Source organism: Hahnella aquatica (SeqCode), from assembly GCF_965194505.1.
In the GTDB taxonomy this organism is placed as follows: domain Bacteria; phylum Pseudomonadota; class Gammaproteobacteria; order Burkholderiales; family Burkholderiaceae_A; genus Hahnella; species Hahnella aquatica.
Genome location: NZ_OZ239144.1, coordinates 672245 through 696295, shown reverse-complemented (window position 1 = coordinate 696295; position 24051 = coordinate 672245). Strand labels below are relative to the sequence as shown.

General features: G+C 54.4%; 28 protein-coding genes. 5 read left to right on the top strand and 23 right to left on the bottom strand.

Annotation, left to right across the window (positions count from 1 at the left end):
• Nucleotides 1-4 precede the first annotated feature (4 nt).
• The 4 genes from AC8GDA_RS03610 to AC8GDA_RS03595 all read right to left on the bottom strand — a co-directional run bounded on the left by AC8GDA_RS03610 (nucleotide 5) and on the right by AC8GDA_RS03595 (nucleotide 6241).
• Complete coding sequence (locus AC8GDA_RS03610; RefSeq protein WP_506556945.1) at nucleotides 5-856, bottom strand: hypothetical protein; 852 nt, start codon at nucleotides 854-856, stop codon at nucleotides 5-7.
• Nucleotides 857-2209 carry an H-type lectin domain-containing protein gene (locus AC8GDA_RS03605; RefSeq protein WP_506556944.1) on the bottom strand — a complete coding sequence of 451 codons (1353 nt, stop codon included), beginning with the start codon at nucleotides 2207-2209 and terminating at the stop codon, nucleotides 857-859.
• Nucleotides 2210-2216: 7 nt separating this feature from the next.
• Entirely contained in the window at nucleotides 2217-2663 is a 447-nt protein-coding gene (locus AC8GDA_RS03600) for a hypothetical protein (RefSeq protein ID WP_506556943.1), read from the bottom strand.
• 68 nt (nucleotides 2664-2731) lie between these two features.
• A complete protein-coding gene (locus tag AC8GDA_RS03595; protein WP_506556942.1) occupies nucleotides 2732-6241 on the bottom strand; it encodes a TipJ family phage tail tip protein in 3510 nt (1169 codons plus the stop codon).
• 323 nt (nucleotides 6242-6564) lie between these two features.
• Here AC8GDA_RS03595 and AC8GDA_RS03590 point away from each other — a divergent pair, with 323 nt between their 5' ends.
• Nucleotides 6565-6825 carry a hypothetical protein gene (locus tag AC8GDA_RS03590; RefSeq protein ID WP_506556941.1) on the top strand — a complete coding sequence of 87 codons (261 nt, stop codon included), beginning with the start codon at nucleotides 6565-6567 and terminating at the stop codon, nucleotides 6823-6825.
• Here the strand turns inward: AC8GDA_RS03590 and AC8GDA_RS03585 are convergent.
• The 13 genes from AC8GDA_RS03585 to AC8GDA_RS03525 are packed head-to-tail and all read right to left on the bottom strand — an operon-like array spanning nucleotide 6812 to nucleotide 15696.
• The gene (locus AC8GDA_RS03585) at nucleotides 6812-7534 is read right to left on the bottom strand and encodes a C40 family peptidase (RefSeq protein ID WP_506556940.1); all 723 of its coding nucleotides are present in this window, start codon (nucleotides 7532-7534) and stop codon (nucleotides 6812-6814) included. The genes AC8GDA_RS03590 and AC8GDA_RS03585 overlap by 14 nt on opposite strands.
• Nucleotides 7531-8232: a phage minor tail protein L gene (locus AC8GDA_RS03580; RefSeq protein ID WP_506556939.1), complete on the bottom strand. Its 702-nt coding sequence runs from the start codon at nucleotides 8230-8232 to the stop codon at nucleotides 7531-7533. Before AC8GDA_RS03580 ends, AC8GDA_RS03585 begins: the two co-directional genes overlap by 4 nt.
• A 2-nt stretch (nucleotides 8233-8234) precedes the next feature.
• Entirely contained in the window at nucleotides 8235-8573 is a 339-nt protein-coding gene (locus AC8GDA_RS03575; protein ID WP_506556938.1) for a phage tail protein, read from the bottom strand.
• A 3-nt stretch (nucleotides 8574-8576) separates the two neighbouring features.
• On the bottom strand, nucleotides 8577-11030 hold the full coding sequence (locus AC8GDA_RS03570; RefSeq protein WP_506556937.1) for a phage tail tape measure C-terminal domain-containing protein: 2454 nt from the start codon (nucleotides 11028-11030) through the stop codon (nucleotides 8577-8579).
• Nucleotides 11023-11301, bottom strand: a complete 279-nt coding sequence (locus tag AC8GDA_RS03565; RefSeq protein WP_506556936.1) for a phage tail assembly protein T — start codon at nucleotides 11299-11301, stop codon at nucleotides 11023-11025. Before AC8GDA_RS03565 ends, AC8GDA_RS03570 begins: the two co-directional genes overlap by 8 nt.
• 50 nt (nucleotides 11302-11351) lie before the next feature.
• Nucleotides 11352-11696, bottom strand: coding sequence for a phage tail assembly chaperone (locus AC8GDA_RS03560; RefSeq protein ID WP_506556935.1), 345 nt, complete (start codon nucleotides 11694-11696; stop codon nucleotides 11352-11354).
• Between the two features lie 4 nt (nucleotides 11697-11700).
• Nucleotides 11701-12114 carry a phage tail tube protein gene (locus AC8GDA_RS03555; protein ID WP_506556934.1) on the bottom strand — a complete coding sequence of 138 codons (414 nt, stop codon included), beginning with the start codon at nucleotides 12112-12114 and terminating at the stop codon, nucleotides 11701-11703.
• A 47-nt stretch (nucleotides 12115-12161) separates the two neighbouring features.
• Nucleotides 12162-12497, bottom strand: a complete 336-nt coding sequence (gene gp17, locus AC8GDA_RS03550) for a tail completion protein gp17 (protein ID WP_506556933.1) — start codon at nucleotides 12495-12497, stop codon at nucleotides 12162-12164.
• Nucleotides 12497-12985: an HK97-gp10 family putative phage morphogenesis protein gene (locus tag AC8GDA_RS03545; RefSeq protein WP_506556932.1), complete on the bottom strand. Its 489-nt coding sequence runs from the start codon at nucleotides 12983-12985 to the stop codon at nucleotides 12497-12499. The genes gp17 and AC8GDA_RS03545 overlap by 1 nt, the downstream gene beginning before the upstream one ends.
• A complete protein-coding gene (locus tag AC8GDA_RS03540) occupies nucleotides 12969-13325 on the bottom strand; it encodes a phage head closure protein (RefSeq protein ID WP_506556931.1) in 357 nt (118 codons plus the stop codon). Before AC8GDA_RS03540 ends, AC8GDA_RS03545 begins: the two co-directional genes overlap by 17 nt.
• Nucleotides 13322-13897: a head-tail connector protein gene (locus AC8GDA_RS03535; RefSeq protein WP_506556930.1), complete on the bottom strand. Its 576-nt coding sequence runs from the start codon at nucleotides 13895-13897 to the stop codon at nucleotides 13322-13324. Before AC8GDA_RS03535 ends, AC8GDA_RS03540 begins: the two co-directional genes overlap by 4 nt.
• An 11-nt stretch (nucleotides 13898-13908) precedes the next feature.
• A complete protein-coding gene (locus AC8GDA_RS03530; protein WP_506556929.1) occupies nucleotides 13909-14358 on the bottom strand; it encodes a hypothetical protein in 450 nt (149 codons plus the stop codon).
• Nucleotides 14359-14385: 27 nt separating this feature from the next.
• The gene (locus AC8GDA_RS03525; protein WP_506556928.1) at nucleotides 14386-15696 is read right to left on the bottom strand and encodes a phage major capsid protein; all 1311 of its coding nucleotides are present in this window, start codon (nucleotides 15694-15696) and stop codon (nucleotides 14386-14388) included.
• Nucleotides 15697-15858: 162 nt separating this feature from the next.
• Here AC8GDA_RS03525 and AC8GDA_RS03520 point away from each other — a divergent pair, with 162 nt between their 5' ends.
• Complete coding sequence (locus AC8GDA_RS03520) at nucleotides 15859-16683, top strand: hypothetical protein (protein ID WP_506556927.1); 825 nt, start codon at nucleotides 15859-15861, stop codon at nucleotides 16681-16683.
• Nucleotides 16684-16701: 18 nt separating this feature from the next.
• Here AC8GDA_RS03520 and AC8GDA_RS03515 read toward each other — a convergent pair whose 3' ends face one another.
• From AC8GDA_RS03515 to AC8GDA_RS03505, 3 genes are read right to left on the bottom strand one after another with little or no spacing between them, the layout of a single operon-like run.
• Complete coding sequence (locus AC8GDA_RS03515) at nucleotides 16702-17631, bottom strand: S49 family peptidase (RefSeq protein ID WP_506556926.1); 930 nt, start codon at nucleotides 17629-17631, stop codon at nucleotides 16702-16704.
• Nucleotides 17628-19091 carry a phage portal protein gene (locus AC8GDA_RS03510; protein WP_506556925.1) on the bottom strand — a complete coding sequence of 488 codons (1464 nt, stop codon included), beginning with the start codon at nucleotides 19089-19091 and terminating at the stop codon, nucleotides 17628-17630. The genes AC8GDA_RS03515 and AC8GDA_RS03510 overlap by 4 nt, the downstream gene beginning before the upstream one ends.
• Nucleotides 19092-19095: 4 nt before the next feature.
• Nucleotides 19096-20811 carry a terminase large subunit gene (locus AC8GDA_RS03505; RefSeq protein ID WP_506556924.1) on the bottom strand — a complete coding sequence of 572 codons (1716 nt, stop codon included), beginning with the start codon at nucleotides 20809-20811 and terminating at the stop codon, nucleotides 19096-19098.
• Between the two features lie 98 nt (nucleotides 20812-20909).
• Between AC8GDA_RS03505 and AC8GDA_RS03500 the strand changes: the two genes are divergently transcribed.
• Nucleotides 20910-21659 (top strand): hypothetical protein, encoded by a 750-nt coding sequence (locus AC8GDA_RS03500; protein WP_506556923.1) that lies wholly within the window; start codon nucleotides 20910-20912, stop codon nucleotides 21657-21659.
• 20 nt (nucleotides 21660-21679) lie between these two features.
• Here the strand turns inward: AC8GDA_RS03500 and AC8GDA_RS03495 are convergent, their stop codons facing one another.
• Both AC8GDA_RS03495 and AC8GDA_RS03490 read right to left on the bottom strand, forming a co-directional pair.
• The gene (locus AC8GDA_RS03495) at nucleotides 21680-22141 is read right to left on the bottom strand and encodes a phage terminase small subunit P27 family (protein ID WP_506556922.1); all 462 of its coding nucleotides are present in this window, start codon (nucleotides 22139-22141) and stop codon (nucleotides 21680-21682) included.
• 114 nt (nucleotides 22142-22255) lie between these two features.
• The gene (locus AC8GDA_RS03490) at nucleotides 22256-22621 is read right to left on the bottom strand and encodes an HNH endonuclease (protein ID WP_506556921.1); all 366 of its coding nucleotides are present in this window, start codon (nucleotides 22619-22621) and stop codon (nucleotides 22256-22258) included.
• Nucleotides 22622-22728: 107 nt separating this feature from the next.
• Between AC8GDA_RS03490 and AC8GDA_RS03485 the strand changes: the two genes are divergently transcribed.
• Nucleotides 22729-22926, top strand: coding sequence for a DUF6900 domain-containing protein (locus tag AC8GDA_RS03485; protein ID WP_506556920.1), 198 nt, complete (start codon nucleotides 22729-22731; stop codon nucleotides 22924-22926).
• An 18-nt stretch (nucleotides 22927-22944) separates the two neighbouring features.
• Nucleotides 22945-23394, top strand: a complete 450-nt coding sequence (locus AC8GDA_RS03480) for a DUF3489 domain-containing protein (RefSeq protein ID WP_506556919.1) — start codon at nucleotides 22945-22947, stop codon at nucleotides 23392-23394.
• A 46-nt stretch (nucleotides 23395-23440) separates the two neighbouring features.
• Here AC8GDA_RS03480 and AC8GDA_RS03475 read toward each other — a convergent pair whose 3' ends face one another.
• The gene (locus AC8GDA_RS03475; protein ID WP_506556918.1) at nucleotides 23441-24034 is read right to left on the bottom strand and encodes an RDD family protein; all 594 of its coding nucleotides are present in this window, start codon (nucleotides 24032-24034) and stop codon (nucleotides 23441-23443) included.
• Between the last annotated feature and the right edge of the window lie 17 nt (nucleotides 24035-24051).

The following is a 24051-nucleotide window of genomic DNA, read 5'->3' as shown; positions in this document are numbered from 1 at the left end:
TCTCTCACTTACAGTTGCAATTGCAATTGAAGTACAGGGTGTTGTAATAGCGGGCAAGCCGAACGTTCGCCCCCTCATCAACAAGTACGGTGCTCAGATTTAGAAAACAGTTAGTCGATATGTTTCCAGCACCTACTGCACCAGATGCATGGTTGGTATGGCTAACAGTGCTAAACCAGGGCTCTCCACTCGGACGGCCAGTCACATTTGACCAAGCGACTGAGCCCGCTGAGGATGCGCTGGTAGCCGACCCGGCAGTCGTTGCGTAATTCGCATTACCCGAGATGCTGATGGGCCACGTACCCGACGCGTTAGATCCGTTGGTATTGGCTTTGCCAGACTGGTCCACCGTTACCGCACCGGTCAGGCCATTCACACTCGTGACACCACCGTTTGAGGCTGTGGCAGCGTTTCCAGAAATGTTGATGTTGTAGGTGCCGCTCAGGCGCCCGGAAGGCAGCGTGCCGGAGGCCAGATCACCGGCCGAGCCTGATGCCGCAACTGCTGCAAGCCCCAAATTGCTGCGGGCCGTGGCGACATTAGACAAATCCGAGAGGTTATTGGCTCTCAGGGCTACAGCTGAGCCATCGATGCCGTCCACCGCTTCCGCGTTCGGTGCTTTGCCCTCACTGCCTGAGAAATCCATCCAGAGCTTCCACACCGCACTCGGGCTAACCTGGGTCAGGATGTAAAGCTTTAGCTGGTCCGTCCTATAGCACGGCATCCCCAGCTGAAGGTTTGTGGTGGGAAAGGCACTACCACTGGACAGTGACAGCGCGGTCTTATCGTTGTTAAGAATCTCGGCAAGAGAGTCCGACAACGTTCGAGACGAAGGTATCTCAACGAAGTTTTGCATTTAGTACCCCTGTGCTACCCATGTGAATGACCCGGCAACTCTCGTCCCGGCGCTCGTTTCTAAAACGGCGGTAAAGCCGCTCTTGGTGATCGATCCAACAATCCTTGGCGTCGCAACGACCGTTCCCCCTTTGTGCGTAAGCGTCACTTCTGGGGCGATGTGAAAGGTGCGTGTGAATGCGACATAAATGCCAGCCGAGGCATCGCTGATCTGGGTCGTGCCACGATCAAATACATCCGGCACATCTACGGTCACACGCAGCCCATTGATGTAGCCACGATCCGCGTTATCGGTTTCCAAGATGGCTCTGAATAAAGCCCGCTGGTAGGTGTAATCCCCGGAGATGAAATCCCGAAAGTTTGAGTACCCAGGCGGATGGCCCGCGTCCAAAATGTCCCGGAAGTCTTGCTCCGTGATTGCCAAGCGACTAATCACAATGTCGCTGAGCACCCCGTTGGCCCGGCGTCTGTACTGGTCAGCAATCGCCAGCGCCTCTGGTAGCGAAATCGCTAGTGCCTTGGCAATGGAATCGCCAAAGTTCAGCCCCTCGCTTAGGTTGCGACGGTAGTCAACCGTCCTGCCCAGAAGCTCTCCGATCGCCAACGCCTCAGGAATCCCTTTGACGAGTTGATTGACCCGGGCATCAATCAAAGCAAACGATTCTGACAACGGCTTAGTGAGCTCTTTTTGGGGTGCCGATGAAATTGAAAGGCTCTCGGAGACGGAGATCAGATACTCAATAAGGTCGGTATAGGTCTCAGCAAACCCTAGCGCCTCGAAAAACGCCTTTTCAATCTCTGAGCGCGTCCCATCAGAAAACCCCAGGATCTCGCTCGCATCTTTTTGAATCGACCGGGATGCGGCCTCAAGAAATGTAAGTGGCTCGGAGAGGCCTTTGACGCTATCGAGCATCCGAATGTCGGACACTCCAATTGCCTCAGAAACCGATTTGCTTGCGTTTTGTGTCAGCTGATCAGTCCAACCAAGCAGCTCACCCCTTTGAATATCGAGCTCCTTGCCCTCGGAATCAGCCAAAGCAAGGCCTTCAAGAAAATGCAAAACGAAGCTGATGAGATCTGCATAGGTCTCGGAGAACGAGAAGGTTTCAGACCGACTAAGGAGGAGGTCTTTAACCGCGCCATCTGTAAACCCTACCGGCTCTGAAATGCCTTTGACTGTCTGATTGACCCTCGACTCTGAAAGGCCCAAAGCGACTGCAACACCGAGCGCATAGACCGCTGGGTACGCTGTGCTCCAGTTCTTGCCAGCGGCAGCGCTTCCCCAAGTAAAGGATGCGCTGGCCCAGGTGTAGCTGGGTCCGGCCGCTGTATCTACGGAAACAACATCACTCACGGATGGATCAGCTCATCGTGAACGTGAATACGGCCGTCAGGCTATCGTCGGCTCCCTTATTAACCACGGGGAACACAACCCGATCGAGCATGATTCCGGCGGAGGCTGCATTAAACACACCAGCTTCCGTGATCGCCCCAGTCGCATCACCTGCGGGATATTGAGCCGTGAAGGTAAAGGTCTTGGTGCCAACGGTGTGCGCGTAGGTGGCGGCGTTTCGCTTGAGCTCTGTCACTAGGGCGCTCTGGCTTGCAGCCGCTGCCGTTGTTCCAGTGCCAACGGCGATAAATCCCATCACTCCAGGGCGACTGGTTGCTCTGCCAATCGCATCAGAGATGAAGTCAAAACCTACGTTGACGATGATGTTTTCCTTGTGTGTGGTCTGCACCTCACCGTCGGACTTTTGCAGCACGAGCGTGACCGCTCCATGAAGCTTCATGGCTTCTTGAATCATGGTTTCCTCTTTTCAAAAAAATGGCGCTGCACCTCGCGATGCAACGCCATGGGTGAAGCGGCCTAGGTCTAGTAAAGCCGCAGACTTGAGTAGCTACCTTGCGGGGGTAGCTCTGCTTGCGCAGACTGGATTTCTCCGCCCATCGAACCGATAAAGAGCCGACGGTGATTTGTGGTCTGGCAGATTCCGATGCAGAGTCGCTCTCCGATCGCAAATGAAAAAGGCACCACCACCTCGTTGCCTATTCCATCCTCGAGGAAAAACCGCGACTTTTGGGCATCAAAACCAACCTGCAATAGCGCGCCTGTTGCTCCAAGCGCTCTCCAGACAAGACAGGTGGTGACCTGGTCGGGGATGTACCAAAAGGAGGTGTGAAAGGTCTCTGGGATCGAAACCGCCCATGCAACCTGAGTCGTATCCACTACCTTGAGTCCCTGGCCGTAACGTCCCGCCGCATAGGTCGAGGCGCCGACTTGCTCTGCCACTGACACGCCGCCCAAACCGTTAAGCGTCCCATTGAGTCGCCAGCCATGGACTTCCCCATCGATGAGCCCATCTTCTTTTGCGACCTGGAATCGTGCCTGTATGTTTTTGACCGCTCCGTCGTAGGTCCATTGACGATTGGCGTCCGGGCTGTTCCATGAATAGGCGGCCATCGCCCAAGTCTCTCGGTCGTCTTGAGAGGCACCGATTCCAGTGAGCAGTGTGTTTTGGGCGCGGATGCGTGTCCCAATGTCGATCTCGAAGATGTACTCCGATCGCCGGGCACCGCTTTGCATACGAAGAACAGGGATACTCTCAACCGAGTCGATATCTGCGAAATGTCGAATGCCGGGAAATCCCCGCTCGACCTCATCCTGACGAATCAGCAGGTTTGCGTTTTGGGGTTGCGCAACCTCCGTAGTCACAAACATCGGTGTGTCTGCATAAATGCCAGGAGAGGCAATGGCCTTTATCCAAAAGGTCCGAACTCCCTCAAAACCCGCTGGCAAGGTGTAACTCGTGGACTTCACCTCAGCCACAAACACCGAGGTGTCCCAGGCAGCGCCCTCTCGTAACTCGTAGGCAATGACCTCCGGCTCTGGGTTGGGTAGCCAACGAAACTCAAGGCGATTGGCAGACTGGATGACGTCAAACTGCCTGACCGCCGAGGGTGCGGTGAGATTCAGTACAAAGGTCGTAACGTTCGTGCTGTACTTGCCGGACGTATCAAACGCTCGGATGTGGTAGTTGTAAACCCCGGACTCGCTTTGATCATGAACCAATTGCGTGCCGTCGGTTCGGCCGACAAGGGTTGCGCTGTCCCAGCCAGAACCCACCCGAACCTCGTATCCAGCCAAGTCGGCATCGCTATTGGCCTGCCAGGTCAAAACGAGGTCTGTGGGCCTGCGATAGATGACGAACGCTTGGACATCTTCCGGCGGAGCGAGCTTTCCGACAATGGTCTTAGCAATTGTGGCTGCAGAGCCAAGCTTATTGGTTGCCCCCACTGCTCGAACGGTAAACACATAATCACCGGACTCAGCCTCACGAATCTCGGTGTAATTGGCTGCGGTTTTGGGCAAGTTGATGGTGTTGCCGCCATTGACGCGATAGGACACCTGATACTCGATTGCACCAAATACCTGCTCCCAGCCTATTTGAATCAATACGAAGGCTTCACTTTTTACCCGATAGAGACTCTCAGAGACCTTCAGGCCTAGCGGTGCCGGGGGCGTTAATGACAGCAGTGAGATGTCCCGCTCTTGGAGCTTGAGCCCACGCTCGATCGCGTCGTACTTTGACGGATTGTGGGCAAGTGCCGTGACGGTGAACTGGCCCTCTCCATCTTCTGCCACTGCAATCACTCTGAAAAGCTGGGCTTGAACCTGAGTTGAGCTCACGACCCAGATCGCGTTTGAGAGCGGCGCCTGAGAAAACGGTACGGTAGGCTGCAACACACGGCCCGTTTTCGAGCCAATCGTGCGCGTCTCGATCTGCCCGCTTGGCAGCATAACTGAGAGTGTCCAGCCCCCAAGTGAGCGCTCGATGTCAGCATCAATGGTGATAGCAGTAGCGCTTGCACTCGCAACGCGCCCTCCCAGCCGCTCGCCTCCACGAACGGGGTCGGCTACCTTAATGATGTGGCCGGGTCGCGCAACAGCGCCCTCTAGCCCTGTTTTGAATGTGACGGTCTCTGACTCGCTACGCTCGGAGTACAAGAGCCACTTGCCCACACGGTTGGCCTGACCGCGGCTTGTGCACCCAAAGGCGGTAACTTGAGTCTGGATGACCCCAAATCGGGCGATGCCGTCTGCATCTTCGACGTACTCAACCTTTTGTCTGTAGAAGTCATCCGGATCGTTCCAAGTCACAAGGGCTACGGTATGCCTTGAGCGAAGTGAGGCGCCGGAATAGTGAAAGGCGCCATCGACCACATTGGCAGTCGTAAACAGAGCCACAGGATCGCTCGGGGCATCCTGGGTCACGGTGATTGCGCCCGATGACCAATACACCATGCCTCTAAAGACGCTTGCCAAGTCCTGCATCAGCCGATAGGCCTCAGCCTGAGTCTGCAAATAAGCGTTGCAGGTAAACCGTGGCTCTGATCCGCCGAATCCGTTTGGAACTAACTCATCGCAGTACTTTGAGATGGAGTACAAAGACCACTTATCGACTTGATTCTCTGGGATGTACGCGCCGAGTCCATATCGCGGGTTGGTGAGAAGGTCATAGAGCACCCATGCCGGGTTGTCGGACCAGGCGACCTTAAAGCCACCGGACCACGTTCCACTGTAGGTTCTGTTTACGGGGTTGTAGTTTGAGGGGACCCGCACGCGCAAGAGACGCATGTCATAGCTGCGCCGGGGGATGCTCGAAAACTGCGCGGAATCAACCCGAAGAGCGACAAGAGCGCTATTGGGGTAGCGCAACTTAGACTCAATGATCTCGGTGTACGAATCAACGTAGGTATTGTTCTGAATGTTGGCTTTGGTGGAATCCTCGGTTAGCCGTCTGACCCGGATCTCCCATGGCCCGCTACCGGGAAGCGCAACGTAATAGTCACGCTGGTAGCGACTGGTGGTCTTGCCAGAAATCTTGTCGACCAAAACCTGTGTGAAGCCCCCACCGTTTGTTTGAACGTCAATCGCCAACTCCACCTCGGTGCCCGATAGGTCGCCATTGGTGGTGTTTTGAAAGGTTAGTTGCGGAACACTTACTTTGATGCGAACAGCATCGATGTCCGTATCGGAAATAGTGCGGGTGACGCTCTGATTGGCTTTAACTTGGGTGTTAACAACCACCTCGTTTTCGATGGCAGAAAACCCCGGAATGAAAGCCTGGGATTGCGTGCCGTTTCTGGTGTGAACCTCCACGCCAGAAAAGTTGTAGGTGCCATCTGCGTTCTGTATAGGGGTGTCATCCAGATAGACTGACTTGAGCCCATTGACTAAGCCCTCGATCTCACCTTCTGAGACCAGATCAATGACTTTCGCAAAGGCTCTGGAGCGCAGGCTATCAGGCGCCTCTTGGGCAACACGAGTGCCACCACCGCCGCCTTTGCCGCCACCGCCCGAGCCCTGAATCAGAGTGCTCATATAGCGACCTGATCCACATCGATGCCAGCGGAGATCACGGCAGAGCCCACAACCACGCGACCATACCCCACGGGAACCGGTTGGCCCTGGGCGGTAGTGTTGACCGCGCCGTTAAACGTGTAAGACGGCTGGTTCTCTGGCCGCTCCGAGGGCTCATTACTTGCTGGCTGCGGGGCAAGCATCTGGGCTACTCCGCCCAAAGTCAGCGATAGACCTATCGAGAACGATAAAGAGGCAATACTGGGCGCAAAGGAGCCTATAGAAAAGAGCGCCGTAGTTGGAAGGTAGAAGGAGGCAGCAATTAAAGCCACTCCCAGAATGATTTGGCCGAACTTGCCACCTGCGCCTGCAATGACTGGGGCAATCGTGATGGTGTTTGCTCCTACCGGGCCGTGAAGGTCTCGTTCAGAGATCGCTTCCTTTCCAACCAGGACTCGGTATCCAAGATGGTGCTCTTTACTCTGGAGGATGAAACGCTCGAAGTCCGCGAAGTTGGCAACCAATGCCCGAACGGCCTCGGCGGGCGAGCGCACATCGAAATGATGGCGCTTACCAAAGTGCTGACCAAGTTCACCGAGAAGTAGGACTGTGCTCACCGATGTACCTCAAGATATGCGTTGTGTTTTTGTGCCAATAGCCGCCGTAGACATCGCGGCTTGAAAGTCTGTTTTGAAGGTGATGCAAGATAAGCCCATCGCCCAGATAGATCGCTGCGTGATTCGGTACAGGGGAGCCCACTTGCATCAGGAGCACATCTCCCTCTAGCGGCCCGTCATCGACAGGCACAAATCCTGCCGTTTCATAGTTTTCAAGGTAGAGGTTTTCACCCTGATGCCACCACTCATCTCGGCGAGTGAAATCCAAGAGTTCAATTGAGCGTGCTTCCTTGTACCAATCACGAATGATGGAATAGCAATCCAACACCCCATGTGACCACTGACGGCCAACAAGTGGCGCTCGATAGCCGGTGGGTTCAAAGCTTGCCCACTCACCTGAGGCGCAGCTCACAATGTGCCAAGGCAGTTGACTGGCCTCACAACCGACCAAATCGGCTTGGCTCGGTTGGGGTGAGCCATTGGGATGGCTATGAACGACGCCCACAATGACTCCGCGACGATCCGCCCTGGCATAGTCTTTTGGGTTAATTGCGAATTGATCGGTGCCGATCGCGAGGTTGTTACAGCTTACATACGAGGCTTTGCCCTTACGCACCACAATCAACCCGCACGACTCCCTTGGATACACCTGCCTGGCATGGGCAAATGCTGCCTCCCGAACGCTGGTGGTCATCATCGAATTAGGCCTGCTGCTGGAAAGCCCCCAAAGGGAAGCTCTGCGTTTAGACCAAATCGCAATTTGCACGATGAAAGCCGCTTGCCGCAGACATCCTGCGAGACCGACCCCACCGGGATGTCATTGGCATCAAAAAAGCCCGAGCCGGTGTAGCCGCACTCCGCGCCCCGATACTTCCAGGGGCAGATGTTTTGGATAATCTGACGCCTTGGAAGCTTCACGCCTTGCAAATCAAAGGACGATGCGAGCTCAAACTCAACGATGTCTCGGTTCTCGCTGACCTTGCGGTCCACATAGAAGATATCGTCTGCAAACTCCGCCAACGGATCAGCGTTTGGGTTTGAGCCAGATGGAAAGTTTGCCCCATCTAAAAACTTTGCAAGGGTGCGCTTTCGAATCAGCTTTGCGCCCAAAAGGTCATCGAGCTCAATTAACAACGTGGTCATCACGCCTGTGAGATTGGCCACGACGATCTTTGGTCGGGGCAGTTGCCCGGTCCCGGAGAATTCAAATCCGCTCACCTGGACGGGAAACGGCAGGTAGTCTTTGTTTTGCCAGACCAGCTTTCCCCGAAGCGCGTTGGTCCCTGCATGAAACCGAAACACATCGCCGCCACTCGCACTCGAATCAAGCACGAAGAGCTCAATGACTGCGCTTGGCGAGAGAGACTGTATTTCCGTGGAGATAGCGCTCGTCATCGTTAGCCTTGATCAAAGACTTGCTCAAACTGAGCCCGAATAGTTTCTACGTTGGGCTCATCAAAGCTTCTGGACCAGCTGCGGCAGATGAACTTGCCCGATGTGCCGCCTGGCGAAGTCCAATCAAAGGCTTGCGATGCGTTTCGCGCCTTTAAAAAGTCATCGATCTGCGTGGCCGTAGCTGTGGTGCAGCCACGAAACTCAAGCCTCCAGACTTCTGCTCGGGTATTGATCCCGAAGGCCAGTCGCTGCTCATACCCATCCCCAAAGCGCACCGAGCGCACATTGGGCCGGTAATCCACGGCCGCGCCAAGCGTAGGTGCAAAGTTAAATGTGGCCATTTTTTATGCACCCGCCAAAAGGCCGCCGTTGCGTTTTTGCTTAATGAGTTCGGACTGCACCGCCGAGGCAATTAGCCGCCCAAGACCCGCGCCTTCTTGCTCACCGATGACCGAGGACTGGCCTGACTCGACATTGACATTAACGACCACACTGGTAGAACCTTGGGCGCTACCCATCATCGTGACCGGGATGGATCTCCCGTCGGGCAACGGTACGAAGGCCTCAGGCTTTGACCCCTCTCCAAAAAGAGCAATCTGGGGAGAGTTGGCAATTCCACCACTGGCATAGGCCTTAAGCGGCATGGGGCCTGAAGCGGTCATGACACCACCCGAGGCGAAGGGAAACATCGAGCCAATCGCTTTGGCCAAGGGGCCTGTAATTGCGCTTTGAATCTGAATACGGATGAGGTCTTGAATAATCGATAGCGCAAGACTTCTAAAGTTGAGTTTTCCCGTCATCACAAAGTCTGTGAGCGCGTCCGTCATGCCGTTAAAGGCTTTGCGGGTGGCACTTTCCATTTGCTTACCCACTTGTTGTGCCTCGTCGGCCACGTCTTGAAGAGCCTTGACGACACCCGCACTTGGATCGGCAAGCTCAAAGGCCCGCTGTCGCAGGGAGGCTGCGCCATCGGCTGCCCGTCTCGCTGCCTCTTCAATTCTCAGGAATGCATCGGCAAGGCGCTCATTGCCTGGCGCTGCTTGAGCCACCTCTTTGGCCTGAGCGGCAAGTTGTGCAAGCTGGGCAGCACTTTGCTGCCTAGCCTCAGCAAGTCGGTTCAGAGACTCGACCTCGGAGATTGCGCGCGCGTCTCTTTGCGTCCGTATTTGCTCTTCAATGGCACTGAGTTCTAGCTGACCGCGCTGCGCCTGCTCTTGCAAGTCCTTGAGTGTTTCGACGGGCTGGCGAATCGATCTCTCAAGTGCAGACTGCTGGGCTTCACGTTCGATTTTTTCACGTTTTGAGACGATCTCAACAAGCTTTTCTTCAAGCTTCATTCGATCCTGCGCAGTCTGCGCATCAACGGCCAAGCTTTTACGAACAATCGCCTCTTGGTCCGCATACAAGGTGCGCACTCGGTCGAGATACTCTTGCTGCGCAGAGACCCGTAGTTCGGTGGCTTGTTTAAAGCTGAGATACCCAGCGCCCTCTTGTAGATCCGTTACCTTTTGACGGTCTCTAAAGAGAGCGGACTCTTCGTCGACCAGTCGCTGCAGAGCGCGCAGTTGCATCTCCATAGTGGAGATTGCATTGGCCGACTGTGAAGCGCTCGCGGTGTTGTAATTCAGAGCCTTGCGAGGGTTACTCAATGCCTCTGCTGCCGCATTGGCTGCATCGGCACCGCTTCGAATCTCTTTAAATCGCTCGGTCACTGCATCGGCAAGCAGCGGCATCTCCCAGAGCTCGACGTAGTTCTTATTGGCCTGAGAGACGATTTGGTTTCGTTTCTCTAAGGCTGCCTGCAGACGCGCCCGGTTTTCTTCCGAGAAGGGGTTGATGCCCTTTCCACCCGCAAGAAAAGTACCTGCGAGTTCAATGTCCGCCCATACCGCCTGAAAGCTACCGATGACAGACTTGATGGTCTGCCCGATACCTCGCAGGGCATCAATGACAACCGCCAGTGCGTACGCGGTGGTCTCTGCCCAATTCGTCAAGGTGCCGTTTTCACGCAGCCGAATGATGCCTTTTACGGCGTCTTGGCTTCCAAAGAACACCCGGCTTAGCTCCTGACCAAGCGCAGACATGGCCGGGACCGACGCGGTGACAAGCGTCTGGGCGATAAAACCACTTTCGGCCTTCAGACGCGCGAGCGCCTTACCCGCACGATCAGCCTGCTCGACCTGATCCGCTGTGAGGCGGATATTGAGATCCTGATTCTCGGCCAAGTCCTTCAGAAACGGCAGCAGCGATGCGCCAGACTTCCCAAAGAGTTCCATCGCAATTGCTGTCTTTCCGGCGCCATCCTGGAAACCCGCGAGCTTAAGTGCAATGTCATTCATGACCTCGGCTGGGTCACGCAGATTGCCGCTACTGTCCTTGGCACTAATGCCCAAAAAGCGCAGTGCTTTCGAGGCACCTGCGGTTTCTTCATCAATTCCCGCAAGGCCCTTTGAAAGTCGAGACAGACTGGCGCCGACGTTTTCCATGGACGTGCCAGAGATGGTTGCAACAGGCGCAAAGCCCGAGAGCGCCTCTACGCTTGCGCCTGTCTGCTCGGAAAGTCCTTGCAGCGCTGAGGCTGCCTCCAGAGTTTGATTGACGAAGTCCCGAAGCGCTGCAACGCTGGTCACGCCGATTGCCACAGCAAATGCCGTCTTGGCGACAGAAGCAACCTGTGCCAAGGATGACTTGATCTCATTGGTGCGCTTTTCCACCATGCGGGCACTCTTGCCCAGATCCGCATGAAACTCTGCCGTTTCGGCGGCAAGCTTTACGACGAGCGAGCCAATATCAGCCATTTTTCTTCACCAAATGCGAAAACATTGCCTTCAGACGCATGGCATTGGACTTTGCGTCCGACATGCTGGGCTGTCTTTCGATAAAGGGCATAAAGTCCTCTGGCCTAAATGGGGGGCTGTCTTTTTGTCGATGGGCATTGGCAAAGGTCGAAGTCATCAAAGCACTGCGGTAATCGGCTCGAAAGTCACCAAAGGGCTCGAGTTGATAAAAGGCCATCCACTCCGAGAGTTCATCAGAGCCAAGCTTTGCGAGTAGCTCTCGCACCGTCATGCCTAAAGACAAGGCAAGCCGAAAGACAAATCGTCGGGAGGGGTTGGCCGTTAGGTCTTTTTTGCGGCTTCTACCTGCTCAGCGCCAATGCCGTTGAGTCGCTGGGACACCGCAAACAGTCGATCGAGCGCTTTGGCGCTCTTACTGCCAAGCGCCGAGATCTCATCATCCGTGAACAAACGATCCCCGGACTCCGAGCAAATGGTGAGCGACACCAGGCGGGCGCGAACGTTCTCTAATCGCCCATCCTTGCCAATGAGGCTTGCCTCAAATGCATCACGGTCGGTCCCTGTCATGGTTCGGACATAGACATCGCCGCCCCACTCAGGAACATTGACCCGCTCTTTGGGGAGATCATCAGCCGCGAGGATTGCATCTTTAGTCAAAATAACCATGGGCTTACTCCTCCGTGATGCTGCCATCGATTTCAATCGTCACCGAAGCTTCAACGACCGCATCCACTCCACCCTGAACGCTAAATTGCGTCACATAGCCGTAAAAGGTCCAGGTTGCAGGAGGTGTCGAGTCGGTAAAGGTGATCTTGTATTGCCGACGAGTATTTGCAGCACGGTCTGCACGCATGGCGATATGTACCGGATCGTCTGGGTTGAAATGTACCGAGAGGGATAACTGGCCCTCATCGCGAAGCCCGACACGCTTTTCTTTCGCGGTAGAGGCAAGGTTTGTCACATCAATAACCGAGGCTTGACCACCGGGACCTTGAAATGACACAACATTGGGGATCGTCTCGAACGCGGTGGTTCCAAAACGGGCAATAGTGATTCCCTGCGAAGGGACCGCAGAACTAGGCATCGTGGTATCTCCTAAGATTGATCCCAGGCGTTGCTGGGGTTGTGCACCTATCGGTGGTAGGTGTAGTCCACCGAGACGCGATAACTTCGTGTCTCGCTTTCAAAATCTGTGAGCACCATCCGAACATCGGAAACGGTGTTCTTGGCTGCGAGGACGGCCAACAAGACTTCGTCCTGAAGCCCTAGTGCCTCGGCATAGGTTTTCGCGTAGCAATCAACCTGCACGCGTATGCGCTCCAGACCGTGCAGACCGTTAATCCCAAGAATCTGTTCGCCCGATACGGGGGTGTAGACGATAAAGGGATAGGTTGATTCACCTGGTGCAATCAGGGCGTAGACCTGACCGTCCGCGAGGTGCTTGATCGCATCGTAAAAGTCCTGCATTAAAGCCCTTTGAGTTTCTTGGCCTCAAGCTCAATGCGCTGGGCAAGCCGAGTCTTAATTGCATCGGCCGCCTCATAGCGCTTAGCCTCTAGTGCTGGTCGAAGAAACGGACGAGCCGCCATCTTGCGTGTACCAAACTCGATGAAGCGCCAGTACCAGGCGTCTTGCGATAAGTTCTTCTTCTTTCCCTGATTGCGGAATTTCTTGCCATGCCGAACAGTCACGAAAAAGGTCTGCCGCGTGAGGCTTGAAAGCTCCCGGATGTGCTTCATGATCACGGAGCGACGCAGGGTCCCGGGCGCTGGCTGGTTGGGCATCGACTGCTTTGCAATAGGAGCACGGCGCTTTGCCTCATCCCTCACAACCTTAGCCCCTGCATAAACAGACGCCCTGAGTCCATTTCGAGCGACCCGATCCGGTAGGGCCTCTAGGGCTTTAACCAACTCCGCAGCACCCTTGACCTCAAAGCGCTCACGTTTGGCCATCATCGAGCCCCTCTGCAGCCCAAAGTGTCACCAACACACCTTGCTCGCCTTCGTTGATTGCGCCAAAGATCCTGAAAACCCGGTTCTTGTAGAGGGCCCGGTACTCAGAGACCAGTGCGGCGTTGGAAAACGCTGACTGAAATCGCACCGTGATGATGTGTGAGATCTCATTTGAGATCCTTTGAGCAGAGATCAAGTCACGCGCGCTTAAGGGATCTATATTTGCCCAGACGGTTACCGCGTCTACCCATTCTCTGCGCGGTGCGCCAAGACTGTCTTTAACCATAAATGGTCTTTGAAACCGGACGCGCTTATCCAGCGTGCCTGCCGATAGCGCGCTCATACCAAAGCCACTCGATAGGGATCAAGAAGTCCGTCGACAAATGGCAGAGGGTCAATTCGCCCTTTGCTTAGAATCGACATTTCCTCTCGATGTGCATACAGACTACCGATGCGCAGCTTGATCCAACTCTTTAACCCCTCAGGCACATCGCTTGGTGTGCCGTACCCCGCATCAAAGACAACCCTAACCACGCCGATTTGCGACAGCGTAATTGGCCATGTATTGCCAAATCCTGGCGTGATTCGGGCAGGCTCCGAAGTAAGGTCCGAGACGTAAATGGAAGGGTCAACCGTTTGCCACTGCCCCAACTGGTCTTGGTAGCTAATCTCTACGACAGACTGCACCGGGCAGCGATGCAGGTGCAGCGACGAGCGGGGAAACCCATCGAGTGTGCGCATCCACCGGGCTGTGCAAATCTGGCGGCCAGTCAATGTCTCGGCTGCAACCCGTGCGGCCGAGATCAAAGACTCAATCAAGGCATCGTCATCGTCAAAGTCCACCCGAAGATGAAGCTTTGCCTCGGCAAGCGAGACAGGCTCCACCGTGGGTGGGGTGATAAGACTGAGTGACACGCCAACCGCCCTTAGACCACCTGAGCTACCGAGGCGATGTTTGAGACATTGGCTGGTAAGTTACGTGGGTCCACGCCAATGATCTGCGCGGCCACTTGGCTTGCTGCCGTGGCGGTTGTGATCGCCAGGCGAACAAAGCCATAACCATTGACCGTATCGAGCTCTTCACCACGGACGTTGATCAGGACTTGACGGTTGGAGCCGTTGTTAGCCTGCTCGAGCGTCGTGATGGCCTTTCCAGCTACATCCTTGGCTCCAGTGCCGCTGGCATCGGTTGCCTGTTGTAGCTTGGCTGCCAGGGTGCCATTGGTGCCCATGGTCCCAGTCTGGATAAACGCCAGGAGGGAATGAAACTGGGCACAAGACACCCAATCCGAGTTGCTTGTGCCTGCGGCCTGACTAGCGGGATCGATGGATGCGAGCACGGCGAGTTGCTCGCTACCTTTTGCGTTGGGAAGCATAGTAAATCTCCTATTTGATGGGAGCGCTTATCGCGCGCCCAGTTGGATAAACGGTGACATCGATGCACTGCCTTTTGCGGGCGAGATCGGCGCGGAGATCTTGGACTGGCCATCCATACGGAAGGTGGTCCTAAATGCCGTGAGATCCGAGTCGAAGTACAGGTGCATGGAGGTGGCCGTCTGAATACCGCCCGCCTTGGTGATGGTCTGGTAATAAGACAAGTCGACCAAGAGAACATCGCCTTGGCTAGAAAAGCTGTTGGCGTGCTGGGAGACGAACACTGGGCGACCGAGCAAGGTGCCGTATGGCGAGACTTGGATGCCACCAACATTCAGGCCGTTGGGCAGATAGATCGGGTAGTTACCCAGCGTCAGAGTAAAGAGTGCTGGAAGCACATCGTTATTCACGATCCACACGGACTTGGCAAAGCTTCCAGGTGGCAGACGCGAGATCATCTTGGCCAGGTTCTGAGGCACGAGCGTTTGCGTGGCCTGACCTGTCTCCTTGGCCACGGTTACCGTTGCGCCCGCAGTCAGAGCACCAATCGGAACACCGTTACCGGCGCCAAAGAGGATGGACTCATTCGTTTTCCAACGAATCGAGTCTGCAACCTTTTCAGGCAAGTAACTGGTTAGTGCGTTGGCGTCGTCAAGCAACTCGTCGGTGGTTGGCACAAGCGCCATCAGCTTTTTCAAGCGCAGGGTTGATAGCCCCAGGACCGGCTTGGTGGGAATGGCGGTACTTACCTCGCCCTGCCAGTAAGCGCGAATACCGTTGGTTCCCCAGGGCGTAGTCTCATCCCGGGGAAACGCCATGCTGTTGCCTGTGATCTCGACGTTATCGGTCAACGGCAACATTGAGTCCTCTTGCAATGAGAGCTTAAAGATCTGCTGGGAGAACTGAGGCGGGACCAAAAATCCACCGTCTTGGCCAGCAGACTCGTTGGCATAGGAGCCCGGCGTGGCGGCCGAGCGACCAATCAGCAGTCGCTCATCGGGTGCTTTACCGGGCTTTTCGGCTTGAAATACAGCCTGCATGAATTCACCAACAGTTCTGAATCCGTGGGCAGGATCCGCCTCACGGTTGTCAGTCACGGTGATAAAGGATGCGGCTTCTGCGGTGTCAGTCGTAGCCATGAATGCCTCCTCGGCAATTAGCGAAGCCTCTCGATCAATAGCGCTTGAGGCGGCCTCGATGCGGGACTTCAGTTCGTCGAATGCGCTGACCTCTTCGTCGGTCAGATCGCGGTTATCGGATGCCGCCTGTTCGGTCAGGGCGCGAGCCTCTTTCACCAAGCTGGCTTTGCGGGCTTGGAGCTCGCGAAGTTTTTTGCTCATTTCAAATCTCCATAAATGAAAAAACCGCCTCTCGGCGGTTTGTCTGGGGTGACCTTTGGGTCAGAAAGCGCCCAATGGGGCGAATTAATTGGGGTTTAAAGCTGGGGTTTACAAAACTTTCCGGATGGGAAATTATCTGCAAGGTATGAGCGACACCATCCAATGAGAAATTGGCGAAAACCTCCTGATTTTCGTGGTCTTTTCCCGGATCAGCCCGGGTTTGCTGACGAACTGCTAAAAAACCATCTTCGGTTTGAGCAGGGACTGCCATTAACCAAGCACCCACATTCGGCCACTCAAAATGAAAAATCCGCAAAGAAGCTCAATCCCTATGAGCCCGCCCGCTTAGAGCTGAATCAAACATTAAAAAAATATCTTGAAACAAACGGACTCATTTCCTCACCTTACAACGAGATTCAATCTTCCCTCGAACGCTTAGGGCTGATCTTTTACTCTCGTCGTGAATATTTTGGATTTAGAACTCTTTTTTCTCGATGGACAGCAGAGACAATAGAAACCGATCTCCTTGAATCAAAGAGCTTTATCGAACCTGTTTTCAAAGTTCATAGTCCAGAAAAATACGCGGCGGCTCACCGAGAGGCTCGCAATGAAATTCGTCACCTTTCAAAATACATTCTGAATCAGCTCTCTCGAAATAGTCTCGAGCTACTTACCGGCATTGGGGCACTTGACCCGGCAATTAAAAAAGCAACAGGACTTGCGATCGAAACGCTAATACCAATTGATCTGTGCATTAATAATGCTTTGACTGGAAAGCCGTTCCCGAACCCAGAACATGACGAAGGCTATTTGATCGCACAATCTTATCTCCTTGACTTCATACGATGTTGGAAGTGCCGTCCGAACATCGAAAAGATTATGGTCGCTATGGATCCCGCGCAAAAGCAAATTGCGTCAGTTATTGATAATGAACCCGTGCCGGAAAGAGTCCTTTTTTTTCTTGCAACAAAAGCCGCGCACAAATAACTTCCTGACAACCGATATTTAAAGAGCGATGACCTGCAGGTTTAGCTCTGCCCGCGCTAGGTTCGATAATTTTTTACTTCCAACTCTTCCGTTGGCGGACATTCGGCGGATCAACTCATCAAATGTCATTACTCCGTCCACCATACGTTGCTCCAAAGCGGTATCGGCGCCGAGTACGCGCCCTTGGCCCATAGCGTCACGAACATCACTTAGAGAGACGCCACGTCCTTTGGCTACTGCTTTGGTAAACGCGGCGTAGTACTCATCGACCCGGCTCTGCATAAACCCAAGCGCCTCCTCATCAAGGGGCGCATAGGGGTTGCCCTCAACCTTGTACTTTCCGGCCGAGATCAACGTAGGCTTAACGCCCTCTGATGCGAACGCCTCGGAGTAGTCAAAGTGGGCTTGCCATACACCGATTGAGCCGACTTCCCCGCCCGGGGTGACGTAGAACTCGGAGGCTGCGCTTCCTACCCAATAAGCGGCAGAAGCGGCAAGCGAGTTAGCCAAGGCGATAACGGGCTTTTGCGATCTCGCGCGATAGATTTCATCGGCAAGCTCTGCCACACCGTAGACGCTTCCGCCTGGGCTATCGATGTCGATCAAAATTTGGCCAACTGATTCATCTGCAATGACCTGCCGCAGCGCGGATGAAAACTTCTGTGTGCTCGTCGATCCAGGTCCTGAGACGTCATCGACCATATTGCCCCTTTGGGTTACCACGCCGTAAAGCGGCAACACTGCAATCCCAGACCTTCCGCTCGTGGGTAACGATGCTTTGCGCTCGGTGCGAAGCTGTCGGTCCGTTTCAATCCTTGCCAACGTCTCTTCAGGGGGACTAACTCCGACAGACCACCTACCAATTAAGGCTGCAAAAGCATCTAATCGCTCGGGCATCATGGCCCAGGGTGTGGCTAAAAACTCAGCGGCAAGAAGCTGGCGATTCATGGTTTTCTTCCTAACTCGATCAGTGATCGGGATAAATCTTGTTCAGTAAGGGAGGCGAGTTCGATCCGCGCTGCCCACTCGTCTACTTTTGCTAATGGCAATGCGAAGGCGTCGGACAACAACGCTCTGTCCTTGGCATTAAGTTGCTTAGATCTCGCAAGCCGTCGTGCCCAACGGTTCGCAGTGCTGCTAATCAGCGCATCAAGACGCTCGGCATCGGCAGGCTCTGGAACAATCGATTCCACCTCTACAGGCTCCTCGATATCTTGTGCGGCGTGCTCCTCCACCATGTTCAACGGTCGAAGCGGCTCATCAAGGCCATCAATTGGGTTGAGGTTCTCTGCCGCGCGAGCCTCGTTGCGGGTTAGCCACCCATTTTGAATCCCGCTTTGATAGTAGGCAGAGCGGCTTGCAGCATCACCTCGCATGAGGTTGGCAAAGTTGAACTCCACCTCCAGGTCGTCTGACTCCAGCAAAAGCTCAGAGGCAATCGAAGCCTCCCAGCGCTCAGCCCAGGGCGTCATCGTGTGCATCACAAACTCCAGGGACTGCTGCTCGATATTTGAAAACGTCGCACGGTCTAGGTCCGCAATCATGTGGGGTGGCACCCGAAAGAGCCTAGCCACATCGGTCATCTGGAACTTACGAAGCTCGAGAAACTGTGCGTCCTTGTTGGTCACGCCCACCTCATGAAACTTCATCCCGTTTTCAAGCACTAGGACCTTACCCCGATTTGCTCCTGACTGAGCTGCTTGATAGGAGTCTCGAAAGACGCGCTTGGCTTCAGCGTCTTTAAATGACCCGGGAAACTCAATCCAGCCCCCGGTTGGCTTGGCATCGTTTGCAAAGAACCGTGCGCCGTAGTCCTGAGCGGCCAAGGCCATGCCTAAGCTTTCTCTAGCAAGTTCAATGGGACTCATACCAATTAGACCGTCAGAGGAAAGCCCTCTCAGATGCCAGACATCCTCCCGGGGCAACACCGACTCCTTACCGAATCGGTCCGTCACCCGGTAGCGGTAGTCTCCGCTTGAGAGCAGTTCGAGCTTGATTCGGTCTGGATGAATCGGGATCAGCTCTGCAATCTCGCCGCGCGGATTGGTGATGATCTGACAGTAGGCATTGCCACGCAGTGCGAGGTGCCCTTGAAGCATCTCGCGCCACTCAAACGCGTTCTGATAGCGATTGGGTCGCTTAACGAGGAGTCGGTAGAGCCAGTGATCCGTGTCCTTGTCTTTGCCGCCATCTAGGCGTCTGCGATAAACCACGATCGGCAGCGATGCCATGGTCTCGGCCAGGATTCGCACACAGGCATACACCGCCGCCAAGCGCATGGCGCTGTCAGCAGAGACGCGTGCGCCACTTGCAGTACGAACAGAAACAGGCTCAAACCAAAAATCACCGTAGGCAGATCGATCCTCGCTTGACGCTTTGAATCGATCGAGGAAGTTGAATAGTCCCATGTGATCAGAGCAGCATCAGTTCGTAATCGGACCCCAGCACCACCGAGTCGCCCGGTTTGATTGCGCGTGATAGCGCCATGATCAGTGCCACGATTCCATCGATCTTGTTTTCTGCTCGCTCCTTACGGGGGTAGATGTTGTCTTTCGCATCCAGATGCGCCACCACGTTGCTGGCCATCCAGCCAAGTACCGGGTCGCCATCGTGGGCTAGCTTTCTCTGAAGTACCAAGGCCTCAAGCGTTTTCATGGGCTCACTAAAGTTGAGCACCGTAGGTCTCACCTCAATCATCGGTAGCCCCTCGGCCATCATCCGCGTTGAGAGTTGTGTTGCCTGAAATGGATCAAAGGCAACTGACTGAATTTCAAAGCGCGATGCAAAGTCGATCAGGTCCGCTTCAATCCACGAGAAATCGATCACGTTGCCAGGCGTCACCGTTAGCCGACCAGTTCTCATCCAGCCGGAGTACTGGCTATTGGCTGAACTGCTCACCGTATCTTCAGGCAGGTAGTACTTCCCAAAGACGACGAATGCATCCGTAATCTCAGGATGGGCAAACAGCAAGATAAGCGCGGCAATGTCTGTCTTACTTGCAAGGTCAAGACCGACCCAACAAGGCTGCCCAGCAAACGTATCAAGGTCCAGGCCCGCATCCGCGCAAGCATCCCAGGCGCGCATGTCCATCCACGCCGTGTCGGCGTTGACCCATTCATTAAGGTGCTTAGTCTTAAAGTTGTTAACTGCGCTGGGCAGTTGCATCGCCTTGGCCTGCAATGGCCCGAGCACTTCTGGCCGAACGGAGATGCCCCAGTTAGGATTTGCCTTAATCAGCGCATCCTCGCTCGTCCAATCATCACCATCGTCAAGCCCGTAGATGATCCCAAACTGTGTGTCATCGGCTACAACGTTTTCCAAGACCTTGCTCACAAAGGTACGAACCTCGTAGCAGATGCCTGAGCGATTGCTGCCCGCCGTGGTTATGACCCACAACAAGGAGTTATCGCGTTTACCCGTACCGGTCTCGACCACGTCATAGACCGTTCTAGTCTTATGCGCGTGGAGTTCATCAACACAACCAAAGTGAATGTTTAGACCGTCTAGGGTTGAGCCTTCGGCAGAGAGCGCCTCAAACTTCGATCCCGATGCGAGCACATGAATGTTGTGGGCCCCAACATTCACATCAAACCGACTCCGGAACCCAGAGCTGCGTCTAGCCATCATCTGCGCATCGCCGAACACGATTCGCGCCTGATCCCTGGTCGTCGCCAAAGAGTAGACCTCGGCGCCACCTTCACGATCCGCAGTGAGCATATAAAGACCGACAGCCGATGAGAGGGTCGACTTGGCATTGCCCCGAGGCACCTCAATGTATGAGCGTCGGAACCGACGGGTACCGTCGGGTTTTACCCATCCGAATACGGTCGTCAGAATAAAGGCTTGCCAAGGCTCCAGTCGGATCGAATCGCCAGCGAGTGGTCCTTTGACGTGGGGCAACCGTTCAATAAACGCGCAGAGGTTGTCTGCTGGCAGGAAACTCCTGCCCACTTTATCCGTGAGCTTTGGGTTGAAACGATATGGCGAAGCCTTTCCCTTGAACCTGGCCAAATCATCCAATTGGCGTTGACAGGCCCGCTGGACCCATCGGCAAGCGAGGATCTCTCCAGCCACGACTTGCTCAGCATATTGCCTTGCTACTTCGGAGTAGTTACCTTTTTCGTACAATTTACGTCTCGGAGAGTAAACGGTCAAAATCCAAGTGTTTCGGCCCCACTCCTGATGCGAAGCCACCTATCGGCGGCACATAAAAAATGGGAGACAGCATGGATAAGGGTTTTTCCTCTGACACCGTCGATTTGGCTGAGGCCTGCAAAGTGCTCGCAAAAAGTGACTCCGTTCAGATGCTCCTAAAAGAGCAAGTGGGCAGCGTCAGATATCCAGAGGCACTAAAGTTGATGGAAGCCGGGAAGCTTGATAGCGACCTTGGCGCGACGGTGCATGATTTTTTACTAGACGCTATCGTCAATAATGCAAAGACTGTCTGGTCGGGCTTTATTCATGACGAAAACGATGATTGGCCCGTTAGCGTCAACGAATACCATGAGGTCTTTTGGGTATCAACCCTTGAGTGCGATCCCATTGGTTACTTCTTGAATTCCGAGTCAGCAATCGCCTACGCCCGGACCGCTTGGGACAACGTCTACGAATACGGAGAAGTGCCAGCCGACAAGGCCGAAGGTGACGGAGAGATTCGGTGCCCCTTCTGTAATACCTCCGACAATTGCGCCCATCTTCTCCTAATGGTCGATCAAACATTTCGCCACGCGGAAGGCGGTATTCTCTTTGAAGCCTTTAATGCGCGCTGGGCAAAAATTCTTGACGAAGCAAACGATCCAGATTTTGACGAGCGTGAGCCATTCGAAGAACTCCTACAGGAAGTTAACTCTCTTGCGGATGCCGAAAGAGAAGCTTCGCCAGAAAGTGCACCTGGCATGTCATCCACTTACAGCTTTTACTACTGCAGCTCGAAGGAAAAATTACAAGCGGCTCTCAAGAAATTTACATCGGAATGACAAGCAACTCCGCATGGAAACTACCCGGCAATATCGGCCCATGGGTCAATCTCATCATTAACTGCTTCCATAGGCAGGATGACTCGCGAGCGTGACGCTGGAGTGAAACCCATCTCAACGGCCGCCTTCGTCATGATCTGCGCTTGTTTATTTGCAATTGCCAAGTAAGGTGACTGCATCGGCACACCGGTGTTTGGTGCTTTGATAAGCAATCCCGTCTTACTGATTCCAGCTTGCGCTTTGCGGTAAAGATCTGCGGCACATGCCCAGATCTCCAGCACAGACATATCAAGCCGCTTAAGAAGATGCGGGGGAGCGCACTCCAGGGCGTATCGCCATGCGGACTTCGCTCCCTCGGTCATGTATTCCGGCGGCTCAACCAGATCACCATCGGGTTTCGGTTCCCGGGGATTGGTTCTGCATTTTTGCAGCGTTCCTTTGATCTGCTTAACTTTTGTCGGTAAAGGTTTTCGACCCGCCATAAATCCTTATTGGGGAGGGGACCCCCCCTTGTTTCAATTTGCACGCACAAAAATTTGGGCTGACGCGCGCATCGCCGCCACCCAACCGTAGAGATTTGATCCCCCTAGGGGGGTCTAGCGCCTGCCAGCCGACTCTTTTGCCGTCTTGCGGTTGTGGCAAGAGACACAAAGAGGCTGAAGGTTGGCGCGATCGAACCGCGCACCGCCGTCTTTGAGCGGCACGATGTGGTCCACAACCCCAGCCGCAACGACCCGCCCAGCAGCCTCACATTGGGCACACACAGGCCTATCTCGCAGGACTTGGGCTCTGACCAAGCGCCAGTCCCTGGACTGGTAGAAACCGACCTCGGTGTCAAAGGCTCGCCTGGCCCGTCCGTAGTCACGATGCACTGCGACACGGTGCGCTGGGCAATAACCAGGCTTATCGAGCACCGCCCCACAACCGGGGGAGCGGCAGGGAGTCGGCGCACTTTTGGGCATCAGGGCAGGTAATCAAGAAATAAGCAACACGATGGCCTTATTGACTTGGCTTTCCTCGGAACTAGAGCGTTCATACGAACACCATCAACCAATCAAAGGAGTCAACCTTGAAAGCTAATCACCTAGACCAACAGTTGGAACAGATCGCCAAGGAGCATCTGCTAATTGAGACATTAAAGACGCAACACAGCGATAGCTTGGACTTTCATGATGTGAGTGTCTGGGGTGTAAAGGCTGCGCTCAAAGCAGCCTTTGAGGCCGGACAACTTGCTGGCACACAAAACAAAACATCAAACCACTCATAACGCTAAAAGGAAGTAGCCATGTCCCACAAACTAACCACCACCCAGCAGGCCATCCTCACCCACGCTCATGAGCATCACGACGGGAAGGTCGAATGGTTTCCGGAGACCTTAAAAGGCGGCGCAAAAGCAAAGACGCTTGAGAGCCTGACCAAGGCTGGACTGATTGCACAACGCAAGCGCGCCATCGTCCTTACCAAGGCAGCCTACGCTGCGCTCGGCATTGATCCGCCAAGCTCGCCAGTAAAAGTACCTGGTGAAATCAAAACGCGCGAAAACAGCAAACAGGCTCAGGTCATCGCACTACTAAAGCGCCCGGAGGGAGCAACCATCAAACAAATCTGCGAAGCCACCGGTTGGCAGCAGCACACAGTGCGGGGTGCCTTTGCAGGTTCGTTTAAGAAAAAGCTCGGTCTCGTGATCACCTCTAACAAGGACGGTAACGCCGAGCGCGTATATCGGATTAGCTGAGTTAACGTCAAAAACAAAATCTCGCTGCTCAGGGCTAAGCCCTGGGTTAGCGATACTTAACGACGATTGTTTCAGCCCATCTATCGCCCCACCGCTGGTATCGGCGACCGAAGATCGAAAGCATGTCCAAGAATCCGACCAGAGGAACCATCATGAGGATGTTGCGCTGAAGCGCTTGAACTGGCGTACAGGGTTTCAACCCCTTCAGACCAATCACTTTGATCCCGACCACTCGCTTTCCTAGCGATTTACCACCGGGCAGTGCGTCACTAAATATGTAATACGCAACATATGCAAGCAGGCCAAGCAAGAGCAGATCATCTGACATTGAAGCCAAAAAAAGCAGCAAACCAAGGGCGACAAAATGGTCAATGAAATGAGCCACCAACCGAATACCGGGGCTCGCCAAGTCTCTTCCTTCAACCCCATCCGGAAGATCAAATATTGCCTTCTCTTCTGCTTTAACACTCTCGAGTATTGAGGAGTACTCCTCACCTGCTACTCCGCGACCTGCTAACTCTGAGTCAAGAATCGATGCTGCCTCAGCCGTTAATCCACCGCGCTCTTTTCGCTCAATAAGCTCTTCGGTCGACATTCGCCGGTAGTTATCTCGAACGACGCTTTCGTAGTCTTGGGCCATTTTTTGCCTTTTTTTGT

Bases quoted from the DNA above. Each gene is read 5' to 3' on its own strand.
- AC8GDA_RS03520 (WP_506556927.1), top strand. From the start codon at position 15,859: ATGAGAAATTGGCGAAAACCTCCTGATTTTCGTGGTCTTTTCCCGGAT.
- AC8GDA_RS03510 (WP_506556925.1), bottom strand. From the start codon at position 19,091: ATGGGACTATTCAACTTCCTCGATCGATTCAAAGCGTCAAGCGAGGAT.
- AC8GDA_RS03560 (WP_506556935.1), bottom strand. From the start codon at position 11,696: ATGGTTATTTTGACTAAAGATGCAATCCTCGCGGCTGATGATCTCCCC.
- AC8GDA_RS03475 (WP_506556918.1), bottom strand. From the start codon at position 24,034: ATGGCCCAAGACTACGAAAGCGTCGTTCGAGATAACTACCGGCGAATG.
- AC8GDA_RS03545 (WP_506556932.1), bottom strand. From the start codon at position 12,985: ATGATGGCCAAACGTGAGCGCTTTGAGGTCAAGGGTGCTGCGGAGTTG.
- AC8GDA_RS03565 (WP_506556936.1), bottom strand. From the start codon at position 11,301: ATGACGGTGCGAGAGCTACTCGCAAAGCTTGGCTCTGATGAACTCTCG.
- AC8GDA_RS03495 (WP_506556922.1), bottom strand. From the start codon at position 22,141: ATGGCGGGTCGAAAACCTTTACCGACAAAAGTTAAGCAGATCAAAGGA.
- AC8GDA_RS03530 (WP_506556929.1), bottom strand. From the start codon at position 14,358: ATGCTTCCCAACGCAAAAGGTAGCGAGCAACTCGCCGTGCTCGCATCC.
- AC8GDA_RS03580 (WP_506556939.1), bottom strand. From the start codon at position 8,232: ATGACGAGCGCTATCTCCACGGAAATACAGTCTCTCTCGCCAAGCGCA.
- gp17 (WP_506556933.1), bottom strand. From the start codon at position 12,497: ATGCAGGACTTTTACGATGCGATCAAGCACCTCGCGGACGGTCAGGTC.
- AC8GDA_RS03595 (WP_506556942.1), bottom strand. From the start codon at position 6,241: ATGAGCACTCTGATTCAGGGCTCGGGCGGTGGCGGCAAAGGCGGCGGT.
- AC8GDA_RS03500 (WP_506556923.1), top strand. From the start codon at position 20,910: ATGGATAAGGGTTTTTCCTCTGACACCGTCGATTTGGCTGAGGCCTGC.
- AC8GDA_RS03480 (WP_506556919.1), top strand. From the start codon at position 22,945: ATGTCCCACAAACTAACCACCACCCAGCAGGCCATCCTCACCCACGCT.
- AC8GDA_RS03570 (WP_506556937.1), bottom strand. From the start codon at position 11,030: ATGGCTGATATTGGCTCGCTCGTCGTAAAGCTTGCCGCCGAAACGGCA.
- AC8GDA_RS03525 (WP_506556928.1), bottom strand. From the start codon at position 15,696: ATGAGCAAAAAACTTCGCGAGCTCCAAGCCCGCAAAGCCAGCTTGGTG.
- AC8GDA_RS03610 (WP_506556945.1), bottom strand. From the start codon at position 856: ATGCAAAACTTCGTTGAGATACCTTCGTCTCGAACGTTGTCGGACTCT.
- AC8GDA_RS03555 (WP_506556934.1), bottom strand. From the start codon at position 12,114: ATGCCTAGTTCTGCGGTCCCTTCGCAGGGAATCACTATTGCCCGTTTT.
- AC8GDA_RS03540 (WP_506556931.1), bottom strand. From the start codon at position 13,325: ATGAGCGCGCTATCGGCAGGCACGCTGGATAAGCGCGTCCGGTTTCAA.
- AC8GDA_RS03515 (WP_506556926.1), bottom strand. From the start codon at position 17,631: ATGAATCGCCAGCTTCTTGCCGCTGAGTTTTTAGCCACACCCTGGGCC.
- AC8GDA_RS03575 (WP_506556938.1), bottom strand. From the start codon at position 8,573: ATGGCCACATTTAACTTTGCACCTACGCTTGGCGCGGCCGTGGATTAC.
- AC8GDA_RS03490 (WP_506556921.1), bottom strand. From the start codon at position 22,621: ATGCCCAAAAGTGCGCCGACTCCCTGCCGCTCCCCCGGTTGTGGGGCG.
- AC8GDA_RS03585 (WP_506556940.1), bottom strand. From the start codon at position 7,534: ATGATGACCACCAGCGTTCGGGAGGCAGCATTTGCCCATGCCAGGCAG.
- AC8GDA_RS03600 (WP_506556943.1), bottom strand. From the start codon at position 2,663: ATGATTCAAGAAGCCATGAAGCTTCATGGAGCGGTCACGCTCGTGCTG.